This is a genomic window from Bradyrhizobium sp. WYCCWR 13022 (genome assembly GCF_030435535.1).
GTDB lineage: Bacteria > Pseudomonadota > Alphaproteobacteria > Rhizobiales > Xanthobacteraceae > Bradyrhizobium.
In genome coordinates this window covers 258,478-270,873 of sequence record NZ_JAUIZJ010000007.1, presented here as the reverse complement: position 1 = coordinate 270,873, position 12,396 = coordinate 258,478, and the positions used below count along the sequence as shown (strand labels likewise).

The 12,396-nt window shown below is 59.9% G+C and carries 14 protein-coding genes and 1 pseudogene; 10 read left to right on the top strand and 5 right to left on the bottom strand.

Annotation, left to right across the window (positions count from 1 at the left end; all coding sequences use genetic code 11):
- Nucleotides 1-309: 309 nt before the first annotated feature.
- A pseudogene (locus tag QY049_RS12955) lies at nucleotides 310-585 on the top strand (NYN domain-containing protein); the annotation flags it as partial.
- A 372-nt stretch (nucleotides 586-957) separates the two neighbouring features.
- Nucleotides 958-1,350 carry a response regulator gene (locus QY049_RS12950; RefSeq protein WP_194480917.1) on the top strand — a complete coding sequence of 131 codons (393 nt, stop codon included), beginning with the start codon at nucleotides 958-960 and terminating at the stop codon, nucleotides 1,348-1,350.
- A gap of 149 nt (nucleotides 1,351-1,499) precedes the next feature.
- Here QY049_RS12950 and rpoH read toward each other — a convergent pair whose 3' ends face one another.
- The 3 genes from rpoH to QY049_RS12935 all read right to left on the bottom strand — a co-directional run bounded on the left by rpoH (nucleotide 1,500) and on the right by QY049_RS12935 (nucleotide 3,818).
- A complete protein-coding gene (rpoH, locus tag QY049_RS12945; RefSeq protein ID WP_194480918.1) occupies nucleotides 1,500-2,471 on the bottom strand; it encodes an RNA polymerase sigma factor RpoH in 972 nt (323 codons plus the stop codon).
- Nucleotides 2,472-2,618: 147 nt separating this feature from the next.
- Nucleotides 2,619-3,179, bottom strand: a complete 561-nt coding sequence (locus QY049_RS12940) for a hypothetical protein (protein WP_258765904.1) — start codon at nucleotides 3,177-3,179, stop codon at nucleotides 2,619-2,621.
- Nucleotides 3,180-3,359: 180 nt separating this feature from the next.
- Nucleotides 3,360-3,818: an Hsp20 family protein gene (locus QY049_RS12935; protein ID WP_301269493.1), complete on the bottom strand. Its 459-nt coding sequence runs from the start codon at nucleotides 3,816-3,818 to the stop codon at nucleotides 3,360-3,362.
- A 432-nt stretch (nucleotides 3,819-4,250) separates the two neighbouring features.
- On the opposite strand from QY049_RS12935, the gene groES reads away from it, so the two are divergent.
- From groES to QY049_RS12920, 3 genes are all read left to right on the top strand, one after another.
- Nucleotides 4,251-4,565: a co-chaperone GroES gene (gene groES, locus QY049_RS12930; protein ID WP_194480921.1), complete on the top strand. Its 315-nt coding sequence runs from the start codon at nucleotides 4,251-4,253 to the stop codon at nucleotides 4,563-4,565.
- 35 nt (nucleotides 4,566-4,600) lie between these two features.
- Nucleotides 4,601-6,220, top strand: a complete 1,620-nt coding sequence (gene groL / locus QY049_RS12925) for a chaperonin GroEL (protein WP_258765905.1) — start codon at nucleotides 4,601-4,603, stop codon at nucleotides 6,218-6,220.
- 87 nt (nucleotides 6,221-6,307) lie between these two features.
- Nucleotides 6,308-6,646 carry a hypothetical protein gene (locus QY049_RS12920; RefSeq protein ID WP_194480925.1) on the top strand — a complete coding sequence of 113 codons (339 nt, stop codon included), beginning with the start codon at nucleotides 6,308-6,310 and terminating at the stop codon, nucleotides 6,644-6,646.
- Nucleotides 6,647-6,811: 165 nt separating this feature from the next.
- On the opposite strand, the gene QY049_RS12915 is transcribed toward QY049_RS12920, so the two are convergent.
- Nucleotides 6,812-6,973, bottom strand: a complete 162-nt coding sequence (locus tag QY049_RS12915) for a hypothetical protein (protein ID WP_301269469.1) — start codon at nucleotides 6,971-6,973, stop codon at nucleotides 6,812-6,814.
- 133 nt (nucleotides 6,974-7,106) lie between these two features.
- Between QY049_RS12915 and QY049_RS12910 the strand changes: the two genes are divergently transcribed.
- The 4 genes from QY049_RS12910 (at nucleotide 7,107) to QY049_RS12895 (ending at nucleotide 9,900) form a co-directional block, all read left to right on the top strand.
- The gene (locus QY049_RS12910; RefSeq protein ID WP_194480935.1) at nucleotides 7,107-7,565 is read left to right on the top strand and encodes an Hsp20 family protein; all 459 of its coding nucleotides are present in this window, start codon (nucleotides 7,107-7,109) and stop codon (nucleotides 7,563-7,565) included.
- An 82-nt stretch (nucleotides 7,566-7,647) separates the two neighbouring features.
- Complete coding sequence (locus tag QY049_RS12905; RefSeq protein ID WP_194480937.1) at nucleotides 7,648-8,139, top strand: Hsp20/alpha crystallin family protein; 492 nt, start codon at nucleotides 7,648-7,650, stop codon at nucleotides 8,137-8,139.
- Nucleotides 8,140-8,220: 81 nt separating this feature from the next.
- Nucleotides 8,221-8,556: a hypothetical protein gene (locus QY049_RS12900; RefSeq protein WP_194480939.1), complete on the top strand. Its 336-nt coding sequence runs from the start codon at nucleotides 8,221-8,223 to the stop codon at nucleotides 8,554-8,556.
- Nucleotides 8,557-8,697: 141 nt separating this feature from the next.
- Nucleotides 8,698-9,900, top strand: a complete 1,203-nt coding sequence (locus tag QY049_RS12895) for a trypsin-like peptidase domain-containing protein (protein ID WP_258766916.1) — start codon at nucleotides 8,698-8,700, stop codon at nucleotides 9,898-9,900.
- A gap of 257 nt (nucleotides 9,901-10,157) precedes the next feature.
- On the opposite strand, the gene QY049_RS12890 is transcribed toward QY049_RS12895, so the two are convergent.
- Nucleotides 10,158-11,162 carry a LysR family transcriptional regulator gene (locus QY049_RS12890; RefSeq protein WP_258765907.1) on the bottom strand — a complete coding sequence of 335 codons (1,005 nt, stop codon included), beginning with the start codon at nucleotides 11,160-11,162 and terminating at the stop codon, nucleotides 10,158-10,160.
- 118 nt (nucleotides 11,163-11,280) lie between these two features.
- Here QY049_RS12890 and QY049_RS12885 point away from each other — a divergent pair, with 118 nt between their 5' ends.
- A complete protein-coding gene (locus tag QY049_RS12885) occupies nucleotides 11,281-12,354 on the top strand; it encodes a 4-oxalomesaconate tautomerase (RefSeq protein WP_301269468.1) in 1,074 nt (357 codons plus the stop codon).
- Nucleotides 12,355-12,396 lie beyond the last annotated feature (42 nt).

Here is a 12,396-nt window from a genome sequence, read left to right as displayed (position 1 = left end):
CGATTTAGCGCGGCGTTCGATGAAATCCTTTCGCAACTGCCGCAAACGCTTTCGGTCCTCCAATTCTGTGAGAGCTTTCTGTGCTAGTCTGACAACCGTTGCGGGGCCAAAATGGACCTCCGCAGCTGTCAGCATAGACACTGGACCGCAGGGTTCAGAATTCGCGCGAGCGCGGAGCCTCGCGGAGGCCGGTGATCGCGAAAAAAGCGCGCGAAGAGCCAAGCAAGAGCGAAAAAGGGGACTTCGAAAAGCAATCACGACTTGAAGCTGACGATTTCTGCGCCTTCACTCGCGACAATTGCGTCGAGCGACATGGGCATCTATCTCGCAGTCGGCGTCATGCAATTATCGAAACAGTTGGACGAGATCTTCCTGTTTTCAGGCGACGGAGGGTACAGTTCGCTGGTCAGGGCCGTCCAACGGCGTGGCGTTCGCGTGACGGTTGTTTCGAGTCTTTCGAGTCCGCCAGCAATAATTGCAGATGAACTGAGACGGCAGGCTGATGACTTTATTGATCTGGCCGGACTGCAATCAAGAATTGAACGTCATTCCGGGCGGATGGGCGATGCGGGTGAGCCGAATTGAACGTATAGGCGCAGCTCGGTGCGGAGCGTCCTCGCTTCCAGAAAGGGGTGACACAGACGGGTTTTTCTAACTGCGACATAGGGCAGATCACTCGTGGCGACAGGTCAGATGGTGCTTCGAGAGCCCGCGAGGACGCTTTGCGGGTAGGTGCGGAAGTGCCAGCGACCCGGTCGTCGGCAATTCTAAGGCGAGAAAGTGAAGGCCTTCCGAGCTATTGAACCGGTTAGCTCAGCCGTCGGACTCTTCCGGTCGCGGAGCGGCCCCCACGTGCCATTGGTTCAGGTGACATTCCCGCTGGCCGGTTTCGCATCTGGAACTTATGTGCCTTTTAGCACTTAGCAGTTGCCGCATTGGTGCGGCGGAGGTGGGATTATGCACAGCGCGGTACTATTAATCCTAGTGGTAGAAAACGATTCTCTGATCCAAGACCTTGTCGACGCCGCGCTTGCCGAGGGCGGATTTGAAAATGAGATCGTTGCATCTGGTGAAAAGGCAGTAGCACTGCTTCAAGGCGCGCCCACGAAGTATCGAGCGCTCTTGACCGACATTAACTTGAAGGGCCAGCTGACGGGCTGGGACGTTGCCAAACGGGCCAGGGAGCTCAATCCGGAGATGCCGGTAATTTACATGACCGGAGCTGCGGCGGATGAGTGGCCCTCGCATGGCGTGCCCAATAGCATTCTTCTTAGCAAGCCATTTGCGCCTGCCCAAGTCGTGACGGCTGTCTCTCAATTGATCAACCAGACGCCGCCGCCGAAAGACTAGGCCGCCTCAGTTTATCGAACCTTTCATTCAACCAACGCTAATTTCCCCTTCTGTCCCTTCGCATGATTTAGCTGCGCTGCAGAATTGCTCTATCGCTGCATAGCGAATGCTGGCGAGCCGCCCGCCCGGCGGGTTCATGCGTTCAAGGCTCAGATGTCGTTGAATTCAGCAGCTCGCCGATAGGGTCTATCTCGATTTTCTTGTGCCGATTGGACCGACACGGAATTCCTTGCGACAGTTGTCGCGGTCTTCAAAGAATTGCCGGCCGGATGCATTGCCAGCCTTATCTTCTCAAATGCTCGCTGCTCTATTTGGCGGACCCGCTCGCGGGATACTCCATATTCTGCCGCGAGTTCCTCCAGTGTTGGAGGCGTTTCAGTCAACTGGCGCGCAGTGAAGATGTGTCGCTCGCGCGGAGCAAGCGTCTGGATAGCGGCTCGCAACGCTTGTCGGCGTTGGACCAATTCGTGTTCATCAGCCAGCTTGTCGTCTTGTGCAGGCGAAGGGTCTACAAGACGTTCTATCGCTTCGTCGGCGTCCAGATCGTCGTGAGTGCGGGAATTCAGGGATACGTCGCCGCGCAGGCGCCGGTCCATGTCTACTACCTCTCTTTCCGGCACCTCGAGGCGCGCAGCAATTGCTTGAACCTGCTCAGGACGCAGATCTCCGTCCTCGACAGCCGAGATCGCACGCTTAGCTTGCCGTAGTTTGAAGAAGAGTTTCTTTTGTGCGTTGTTTGTTGAAACCTTCACCATCGACCAGGATCGAAGTACGTATTCCTGAATCGTCGCCCGGATCCACCACAATGCGAACGTTGAAAGACGAACCCCTCGCTCCGGATCGAAGCGTCGCACGGCCTGCATCAATCCGATATTGCCTTCGGAAACGATGTCGGCGATGGGCAATCCGTAACCGCGGTATCGCATCGCAACCTTTGCAACGAGGCGCAGGTGGCTTGTGACGAGGCGATAGGCCGCTTCGCGATCGCCCAGCTGGCGCCAGCGTCTCGCGAATTGGGTCTCCTCTTCCTGGGTCAGGATCGGAAATTTCTTGATCTGAGCGAGATAGTGAGTCAGTCCGATTGCAATTGAAGGCAGTGGCCGAGAATACGTGTTGTACATGTGCCCCTCGCAGTGGCTCTCGTAAGGTAAGGCCGGTATGGAGCGGCGATCAGCGAAGTGTTGCTCTCGAAAGCACTCTTGCGATAATCGCCATGCTCAAAAGGCATCCGACTGATCTGACCAGTGCGGCAACATCAGCGGGATCGATCAGCATCGATTTGTCCTCCTGAGGTCGTCATGATGCCGACGCCCTGAAGGGAACTGGAGTCCTGTCCGCCGCTCCTTTCGATCCAGCTTGCATTCATGATCGATGTTCTCGGTCTCCGTTTGCGAGAAGAGATCACACAGCGCATCGACGATATCTTCGAGCCGGGCGCTTGTATCGTCGTGGCGCGGGTTCAGGTGGGAGCGATCTTCGCCGAGGCAGTGATCCGCGAGCCAGGAGGACAAGATGGCCCGCTTCTCGTACGCGGTGAGATCGGGATCATCGAGTACATCTAGGGGATGCTCAAAAGCACCGGCCGGATGCAGGAACTCCGTCAGCTCCAATGGCGTTGTGCGCCGATCTGCCCCGGGTTTCGTCGTCCGGAGTGACAGGCAATCCGGGTAAGCCTCTCGCAGCAGAGCTTTCACGGAAGCTCGTTCGTCAAGCAATCGTCGCTCGATATAGCCTCGTTCAAGATCTGTGAGAGACGTTTCGAGGAGCCTGCGATAACGGCGAATATTGTTTCGGTGCGCGCGAAGTCGTTCGATATGGTGGCCAGTCATGACTGCTTCTCTCCCGCGTCATGTAGAGTTGCCGCGCTTGGTCCGACGAAGTAACGTCGGCCGTCGCTTGTCGGGAGACGCGCATTATCGTCCGCGGTCGTCAGCCGCATTGGATCCTCCTGTTCGTTGACAAATAGAGGCGGCCGCGCGAACGCGCGCGGCGCCGATCAGATAGCTTGCTTACGCCGCTGCCTTGGTCTCTAGTTTCTGGACATTGTCCGCCGGCCCGGCGTTGATCGCGATCCGGCGCGGCTTCATGGCTTCCGGAATCTCCCGGACCAGGTCGACCTTGAGCAGCCCGTTCTCGAAGGATGCGCTCTTGACCTGGACGTAATCCGCCAGATTGAACTTTCGCTTGAAATTGCGGGTAGAGATGCCGCGATGGATGAAATTCCGCTCGGCATGATCCGGCTTGTTGCCTTCAATGGTGACTACGTTCTGTTCGGCCGTGATTGCGATATCGCTAGGCGCGAAGCCCGCAACCGCCAGCGAAATCTGATAGCGGTCTTCGGAAAGGCGTTCGATGTTGTACGGTGGGTAGTTGTCCTCGCCGGCGCGCTGCGCCGTCTCTGCGAGGTCAAAAAGGCGGTCGAAGCCGATGGTCGAACGCCAAAGGGGCGAAAAATCGTAAGTGCGCATAGCCAAATCCTCCAAAAGAGCAAGATGGTTACGAGCGGCACCGGACACGACCGGTGCCCGTCTCATTGATCCGGACCCATGAGGCGTCCGAACCCCACATTTTCTGTGGCGTCGGAAAATTAGCAAAACCGTTTTCGGTTTCAAGAGGGGGCCGAAAAAAATTGTGGCGCCGGCGCACGAAATGCGGATGATCGAAACCAGCGGCACGGCAAGAAGTTAGCGCAACGCGTGCACAGTTTACCAATCGTTGACGGCAAGCCCTTGGTTCATCCCAGAAGCTTTGGTCCGAATGCAAGGGCGCCGTTACGGGCAAAAAAATTCACTCGAGCGGTCTTGAACCGGGCCGATTCGACTCCCAGTTCGATGTCCGCCCGGGGGCCGTTTCCGGACCCGGATTTTGAACATCGCTGAACCTGATTGAGGAGGATGTGCATGCATTTCCGTCCATTGCACGATCGCGTGCTCGTGCGCCGCATTGATGCCGAAGAGAAAACGTCTGGCGGCATCATCATTCCCGACACTGCCAAGGAGAAGCCGCAGCAGGGCGAGATCATCGCCGTAGGCCCAGGAGGCCGCAACGAGCAGGGCCAACTCGTGCCGCTCGACGTCAGGGCCGGCGACCGCGTGCTGTTTGCGAAGTGGTCGGGCACCGAGGTCAAGATCGACGGTAAGGAGCTGCTGATCATGAAGGAGAGCGACCTTCTGGGCGTGGTCGAAAAGGCCGAAGCGCTCAAGACGGCAGCGTGAGCTGACAGTCATCGAAGAGAAGGGAGATTTTCAAAATGGCTGCCAAGGACGTAAAGTTTTCGACCGAAGCCCGCGAGCGAATGCTGCGGGGTGTGGACACGCTGGCGAACGCGGTGAAGGTCACGCTCGGTCCGAAGGGGCGTAACGTCGTGATCGAAAAATCGTTCGGCGCGCCCCGCATCACCAAGGACGGCGTCACCGTCGCCAAGGAGATCGAACTCGAGGACAAGTTCGAGAACATGGGCGCACAGATGGTGCGCGAAGTCGCCTCCAAGACCAACGATCTGGCGGGCGACGGCACCACCACCGCGACCGTGCTCGCGCAGGCGATCGTCAAGGAAGGCGCCAAGGCCGTTGCGGCTGGCATGAACCCGATGGACCTGAAACGCGGGATCGATCTCGCGGTGGACGCGATCGTCACTGACCTCAAGACCCACGCCAAGAAGGTCACCTCCAACGACGAGATCGCCCAGGTCGGCACCATCTCGGCTAATGGGGACGCCGAGATCGGCCGCTTCCTCGCCGAGGCCATGCAGAAGGTCGGAAACGAGGGGGTCATTACGGTCGAAGAAGCCAAGAGCTTGAACACCGAGCTCGAAGTGGTCGAAGGCATGCAATTTGACCGCGGCTACGTCTCGCCCTACTTCGTCACCAACGCGGAAAAGATGCGGGTCGAGCTCGAGGATCCCTACGTGCTCATCCACGAGAAGAAGCTTTCGGGCCTGCAAACCATGCTGCCGCTGCTTGAGCAGGTCGTGCAATCCGGCAAGCCGCTTCTGATCATCGCCGAGGAAGTCGAAGGCGAAGCGCTCGCCACCCTGGTCGTGAACCGCCTGCGCGGCGGGCTGAAGGTTGCCGCCGTCAAGGCACCCGGCTTTGGCGACCGGCGCAAGGCCATGCTGGAGGACATCGCGATCCTCACTGGCGGCACCGTGATCTCCGAAGACCTCGGCATCAAGCTCGAAAACGTCACGGTGAAGATGCTCGGGCGCGCCAAGAAGGTGGTGATCGACAAGGAGAATACCACGATCGTCGACGGCGTGGGTGCCAAGAAGGACATCGAGGCGCGCAGCCTGCAGATCAGGGCGCAGATCGAGGAGACGACCTCCGACTATGACCGCGAGAAGCTGCAGGAACGGCTGGCGAAGCTTGCCGGCGGCGTCGCGGTGATCCGCGTCGGCGGCGCCACCGAGGTCGAGGTCAAGGAGCGCAAGGATCGCGTCGACGACGCATTGCACGCGACGCGGGCGGCGGTCGAGGAAGGCATTCTGCCGGGCGGCGGCGTTGCGCTATTGCGCTCGCTAAGGGCCCTCGAGGGCATCAAGATCGCCAATTCCGACCAGAAGGCCGGCGTCGATATCGTACGCCGCGCGGTCCAGGTGCCTGCACGCCAGATCGTGCAAAATGCCGGTGAGGACGGGTCGGTGGTGGTAGGCAAGCTTCTGGAGCACCAGAGCTACAACTGGGGCTTCAATGCCGCGACCGGCGAATACCAGGACATGGTGAAGGCCGGCGTGATCGATCCCGCGAAGGTCGTGCGCACCGCCCTGCAGGATGCGGCCTCGGTCGCGTCGCTGCTCATCACCACGGAAGCGCTGGTGGCGGACAAGCCGAAGAAAACGGAAGCCGCGCCGGCTCCCGCCATGGACTTCTAACGCGTATCGGGCCCGGCCGACCGGCTGGGCCCACCTCTCACATACAGAAAGGACATCTGGATCTGTTTTCGACGATAGGAGCATGAGATGATCAAGGATCAATTCACATTCTCCGCTCGGGCGGAGGGCACCCACAAAACCCTAATCAATCTCCTCGCAGTAACACTCGGTGGTGTCGTTGCGCTGGCGCCGTTTGCGGCGCGAGGGTCGGAAGCGACATCCCCGCTGCGGGCAGCAAAAATCGGCTTCGAACAAATTGCCTTGCCGCCGATTCCGTACGTGGACACGATGCCCTGGCTGACCTGGCCGCAGGCGCCTTCCACGATGAAGGTGGATACGCTGCTTTCGCCGGTCCTGGATGCGCCCCGGCTGAGGTTCGACCTGTTGCCGACCCAGCGCGACGGGACGCCACCTGCAACCAGCTAGTCCGTGTGGAGCGGCCGGTCGATCCGGTCGCTCCAAACTTCCGTCTGAGCTGTGTAAGGACTTTCCATGCCGTATGAACCCGCTGTTGGCGGCGCGTTTGCCTTTCTGATCGAAAGCCAGAGACGCGTTATTTCGCATTGCGAAAGGCTCTTGCCTGCGAGCGACCTAACTTCTGAGGATCGCGCTCGCCTCATGCGCCTGCGCAATGATGCTGAAGCACAACTGGCCCGCCTGACTTACGCCGAGGCCGCGTAACCCGGATTGAAATTGCGGCATGATCGGAACTTGAAGATTTTTTTGAGCAACCCTCTTGAATTCATCTTCCATTTTTTTAAGTCATTTTTCGCCGCGAGAGCGGTGCGCCGGACGCCGGTTTAGGGTCCGGTACGGGCGCCGGACCGGTCCGTAAACACGGCCTGGCGTTCCTTCGTATCCATCTTGCTCTTTGGAGGACTTGGCTATGAGGACACTCGACTTCGCGCCGCTGTGGCGCTCCACGATTGGCTTCGATCACCTGGCAGACCTCGTCGATTCGACGCTGCGTCAGGCGACCGAAGACAACTATCCTCCCTACAACATTGAACGTTTCGGCGAAGACCACTACCGGGTCACGCTGGCAGTGGCCGGCTTCGGTGTTCAGGACATCGCCGTGACGGCGGAACAGAACGTGCTGACCGTTGAGGGCAAGAAGCCCGACGGTGGCGCGCGCGAATACCTTTACCAAGGTATCGCGGCCCGTCCGTTCCGGCGTGTGTTCAACCTCGCTGACTATGTCCAGGTCAAGCAGGCCTCGTTCCAGGACGGTCTGCTGATCGTTGATCTCGTGCGCGAGGTGCCGGAAGCGATGAAGCCGCGCCGTATCGAGATCGGAACGGCGGCTTCTTCCTCACCCCAGATCGCGCAGAAGAAGGCAGCTTAGGCGCGATTGCAGCATCGAGACGGGGCGTGCGGCGCGTGAAGCGTCCGCACACCCTGTCCCCACGAACAAGCGAGGTAGAACAATGGCTATTCGTGATCTCATTCCGTGGTCGAAACCGCAGGAGCTTGCGCCCGCCCGCGACAGCTTCGATCCCTTCCTGACACTGCACCGTGAAATGAACCGTCTGTTCGACGATGTGTTCCGCGGCTTTGGCAGCCCGGGCCTGTCGTCGTCGATGGAAGGTCGCTTTGGCTGGCCGAAGGTCGAGCTCAGCGAAACGGACAAGGCACTGACCGTGTCGGCCGAACTGCCGGGGATGACCGAAAAGGACGTTCAGGTGGAAATCACCAATGGCGTCCTGACGATCCGCGGCGAGAAGAAGGCCGAGCACCATGGAGAAGGCCGATACTTCAGCGAGCGGTATTACGGCGCCTTCGAGCGCCAGATTCCGCTCGACGATGTGCAGGAAGACAAGGTTGAGGCGACGTTCAAGAACGGTGTCCTGACTGTCTCGTTGCCCAAATCGGACAAGCCGCGCGAGGGCGTGAAGCGCATCGCGATCAATGCGGCATAATCAAAACCAGGAAGCGACGGCTCCGCCGCCGTTTCTTCCCACAGCAATCCCTCGGAAAGGAGAGATAAGGGAGACGCGACGATGACGAACGCAAACACAAATGCTCACAATCTTCATCCGATCTTTCACCCCGCCGCTCACTACGATTCTCCAAGGAGCGTCCTGAACGACAATGAGCTCTCCACGCCGGAGAAGCGCATCATCCTGTCGTCCTGGGCCTCCGACATGTATGCGGTGGAATCCTGTCCGTGGTTGCGCAAGATTCCCGGCATGAGCCATACGGTCCGGCTCGCGGATATTCTCGCAGCCTTGCGCAAGCTCGACGGCGACAATGACAATGATGACCCGCCGCGTGGTGGCGGCGTGCCGATGCGGCTGCGGCGGCCTTGGGCCGCCGCAGAACGGAGGGCCGCATGATGGTCACGCACGCTGTCCTCGGCCTTGTCTTGTTCGGTCATATGGCTGCGGCCTGTGTCGTTCCCTGCGTCGCTCTGCAACGTGCGATGTGGCTGCCGGCAAGCGCTTGAGCCGGCTCCCGCGAATATCATGGTGCACAAGATGAAAAATGGTCGCGTAATCCAATTGGCGCTGTTGGTGTTGACGCTGACGTTTGGGGCACCGTCTCTCGTGACGGCGCAAGTTCCCGATCTCAAGACCGGAGCGCCGATCCCGACATTGGCGCCGCTCGTTCGCCAAGTCACGCCTGCGGTCGTTAACATTTCGGTGCACGGTCGCGTGCGTGAAGACAATCCCCTCTACCGTGACCCGGTGTTCCGCGAATTCTTCGATGTTCCGAAGCAAATTGAGAAAGAGGTCAACGCAACCGGATCCGGAGTGATCGTCGATGCCCTGCGCGGCTTTGTACTCACCAATAATCACGTCGTCGAAGGCACGTCCACAATGCAAGTCACCACGAAGGAGGGCCGACAGTTTTCGGCCAAGGTGATTGGTCGCGATCCGCCGACCGATGTGGCCGTACTCCAAATCCAGAGCCCCGCGGGGCTCAAGGCGCTTGCTTTTGGCGACAGTGACGCGCTGGAGGTTGGTGATTTTGTGCTCGCGATTGGCAATCCCTTTGGTCTGGGCCAAACCGTAACCTCGGGTCTGGTCAGCGCACTCGGCCGCACTGGCCTTGGCAAGCAGGGTTACGAAGATTTCATTCAGACGGACGCGGCGATTAATCCCGGCAATTCTGGTGGCGCGCTGGTCAGCCTGCGCGGCGAGCTGGTCGGAATTAATTCGGCGATCATCTCGCCTGCTGGAGGAAACGTCGGGATTGGCTTTGCGATCCCCGCCAATATGGCGCGGAGAGTGATGGAGCAAATTATTGCCACCGGCCATGTCGAACGCGGCCATATCGGCGTTTCTCTGCAGGACCCGCGGCTGTCGGGTGCTCGGGCCGAAGGCGCTTTGATAGCTGAGGTTCTGCCAAATTCGCCGGCGGAAATGGCCGGTCTGCGCAAAGGGGACATTGTGACAATGGCCGACGACCGTCCCATTCGGTCGGCTGCGCAATTGCGCAACAAGGTAGGCCTGGCGCGAGTTGGACAGGAGTTGAAATTGACGCTTCATCGAAGGGAGGGCACAAGCATCGTCGTTGTCAAAGTGGCGCCCCGCATGGAACGGGGCGCGGCAGTTACCCCAGGCGACTTCGGATTGACGAGCCGGCGACTGTCGGCCGGCCTTACGGCGCCTAATTTCAGTGCTGCTCCGGCTTACGCAACCGATGGCCATCTCCTGGGCTTGAGCCGTGCTGCATAACCCGTGTCGCATCAATTTCCTACTTTCGAGATCATCCTGCAGCCGAAGGGCCGGCGATGGCGTTGGCGTGTATGTTCAACGAGTGGGACAATCGTCATGCAGGGTTCGCGAAGCACACGTGCTGCTGCGAGATATGATGCGCATAGTGCTTTATTTCTTCTGCTGCTCTCGACAACCAGCGCGGGCTGGCCCCGGGGGTAGAGCCGATCGGCAAACTTATGATCGCTTCGCTATTTCCACGAAACCTTCGTGAGCGATCATGAGAGCTTTTTCAGTCCCCTTTTCTGGCGTCCAGGTAGTCGCGGTCCGTCCTTTGTGAGGTCCGCAGCCGTGCCTCGGGACCGCGACCGGGTCTGACCGGGTGCCCGAGGCGGCGAACGCCATGCATCGAGGAGCATCTTGAGAAATTGGCTGGCATGAGGGGATAGCGTCGACCCATGCCTGCGCACGATGCCTATCGTCCGCGACACCTCCGGATCGGTTACCCTCACGGTGTGAATGATCGGATGGCCGGCGGCCGGGGTCGCCAGCCTCGGTAGAATGGCGATGCCCAGCCCCGCTTCGACCAAGCCAAGCGAACCGGAAAGGTGAGCAACTTCGTAGGACCAGTTGAGCTGCAGGCCGTGTCGCGCCAGCGCATTGTCGATCAACGCGCGATTACCACTATTGCGACCGACGGTAATAACACGGTGCGAAACGATCTCCGACCAGCTTACCTGTTTACGCGATGCCAACGGATGGTCGTGGCGGCAGGCCAGGACAAAAGGATCCTCGACCAGTTTCTCGAATTCGATTTCGGCATGCGACGCACCGATGAAATTGATCCCGAAGTCGACTTCTCCGCGCGCGACCGCCTCTAATCCCTCATTGGCACCGATGTCCAGAATCCGGATGCGAATGCGCGGATACGCTTCGGCAAATCGGCCGATCGCACGCGGCAAGAAATAAAACACCGCCGTCGGCACCGCAGCCACCGAAACCAAGCCTGAACTTCGCGCGCCGATGTCACGGATGGCGAGCACCGAGGTCTCGAAATCGTCGATGAGACGACGCACCTTCGGCAAGAAGTCGCGGCCGGTCATGGTGAGATTGACGTGACGCGTCGAGCGTTCGAGCAGCGGCGCACCGAGGCTTTCTTCTAGCTTCTGAATGCGTCGGCTGAGCGCCGGCTGCGACAGGTTCAGCGCCTTGGCGGTGCGGACAAAGCTTCCAGTCTCCGCGACGGTAATGAACGCCTTCAGGTCGAGCAATTCTGCGTTCATGGCTGGCCCCAATTATACCGAATGACGCATTAATACTTCAGATATTTGCATTTTACAGAAGAGTTTCAAGGGCCCATGCTCTGTTCGCACGAAGATGTCGCCGAATGGAACAGCTCCAATGAACGATCAGATTGCCATTCCCTGCGTGGTCATGCGCGGCGGAACCTCGCGCGGGCCGTTTTTCATGGCCAGCGATCTTCCGGCCGATCCCAGGGCGCGCGATGCGGTCCTGCTGTCGGTGATGGGGGGCGGGCACGATCTGGGCATCGATGGAATCGGCGGCGGCAATGCCGTCATCAACAAGGTCGCGATCATCGGACCGGCATCGGTGCCCGGCGCCGATGTCGATTATTTGTTTGCCCAGGTGCGGGTCCGCGAGGGGATCGTCGATACCTCACCCAATTGCGGAAACATGCTAGCAGCGGTAGGGCCCTTCGCTATCGAAACCGGCCTGGTCGCCGCTGTCGCAGATCGCACCCAGGTACGCATCCATAATGTCAACACCGGCAAGCTGATCGATGCGACGGTTTCCACCCCTGGCGGGAGGGTGACCTATGAAGGCGACGCGCGGATCGACGGTGTGCCGGGAACGGCCGCGCCCATCGAACTGTCGTTCCCCAACGCGGCCGGCGCACGCACCGGTCGCCTCCTGCCGACAGGACAGCCGGTCGACCGCATCGAAGGGATCGATGTGACCTGCATCGACGCAGCCATGCCCGTTATGCTGGTTCGCGCGGCGGACCTGGGATGGACCGGCCGCGAGGCACCTTCGGAGTTCGCCGACAGCGGCTTCCGCGCCCGGCTCGAAAACCTGCGCATCGAAGCTGGGCGCCGGATGGGCTTTCCAAACTCAGCGTCCATGGTGATTCCGAAGCCGGTCCTGATTGCACCCGCGACGGAAGCGACGTTGCACACGCGGTACTTCATGCCGCACGACTGCCATAGCGCGCTGGCGGTGACGGGCGCGGTCGCTATCGCGACGGCCTGTGTGACGTCAGGAACGATCGCGGCAGAGATTGTCGGACCGCTGGCGCCGCCGGTGCCGATCACGCTCGCCCATCCCTCCGGCCAGCTCGTGGTTCGGCTCGAGTCTGGCCCGGTTGCCCGGGTGCAGCGGACGGCCCGCCGGATTTTCCAAGGTCACGTCTTCGCCCGGCGAGCGCACGTGCCTCATTCAATCCTGGCGGCCTGAACTCGGTCCGCCTTAAGCCATCAAGAAAAATCAGAGCCATGG

What these genes read in the sequence shown, in the direction of transcription:
- groES (WP_194480921.1), top strand. Translation starts at nt 4,251, where the DNA reads ATGCATTTCCGTCCATTGCACGATCGCGTGCTCGTGCGCCGCATTGAT.
- QY049_RS12915 (WP_301269469.1), bottom strand. Translation starts at nt 6,973, where the DNA reads ATGGAAGATGAATTCAAGAGGGTTGCTCAAAAAAATCTTCAAGTTCCG.
- QY049_RS12905 (WP_194480937.1), top strand. Translation starts at nt 7,648, where the DNA reads ATGGCTATTCGTGATCTCATTCCGTGGTCGAAACCGCAGGAGCTTGCG.
- QY049_RS12920 (WP_194480925.1), top strand. Translation starts at nt 6,308, where the DNA reads ATGATCAAGGATCAATTCACATTCTCCGCTCGGGCGGAGGGCACCCAC.
- rpoH (WP_194480918.1), bottom strand. Translation starts at nt 2,471, where the DNA reads ATGTACAACACGTATTCTCGGCCACTGCCTTCAATTGCAATCGGACTG.
- QY049_RS12890 (WP_258765907.1), bottom strand. Translation starts at nt 11,162, where the DNA reads ATGAACGCAGAATTGCTCGACCTGAAGGCGTTCATTACCGTCGCGGAG.
- groL (WP_258765905.1), top strand. Translation starts at nt 4,601, where the DNA reads ATGGCTGCCAAGGACGTAAAGTTTTCGACCGAAGCCCGCGAGCGAATG.
- QY049_RS12940 (WP_258765904.1), bottom strand. Translation starts at nt 3,179, where the DNA reads ATGACTGGCCACCATATCGAACGACTTCGCGCGCACCGAAACAATATT.
- QY049_RS12910 (WP_194480935.1), top strand. Translation starts at nt 7,107, where the DNA reads ATGAGGACACTCGACTTCGCGCCGCTGTGGCGCTCCACGATTGGCTTC.
- QY049_RS12900 (WP_194480939.1), top strand. Translation starts at nt 8,221, where the DNA reads ATGACGAACGCAAACACAAATGCTCACAATCTTCATCCGATCTTTCAC.
- QY049_RS12895 (WP_258766916.1), top strand. Translation starts at nt 8,698, where the DNA reads ATGAAAAATGGTCGCGTAATCCAATTGGCGCTGTTGGTGTTGACGCTG.
- QY049_RS12935 (WP_301269493.1), bottom strand. Translation starts at nt 3,818, where the DNA reads ATGCGCACTTACGATTTTTCGCCCCTTTGGCGTTCGACCATCGGCTTC.
- QY049_RS12950 (WP_194480917.1), top strand. Translation starts at nt 958, where the DNA reads ATGCACAGCGCGGTACTATTAATCCTAGTGGTAGAAAACGATTCTCTG.
- QY049_RS12885 (WP_301269468.1), top strand. Translation starts at nt 11,281, where the DNA reads ATGAACGATCAGATTGCCATTCCCTGCGTGGTCATGCGCGGCGGAACC.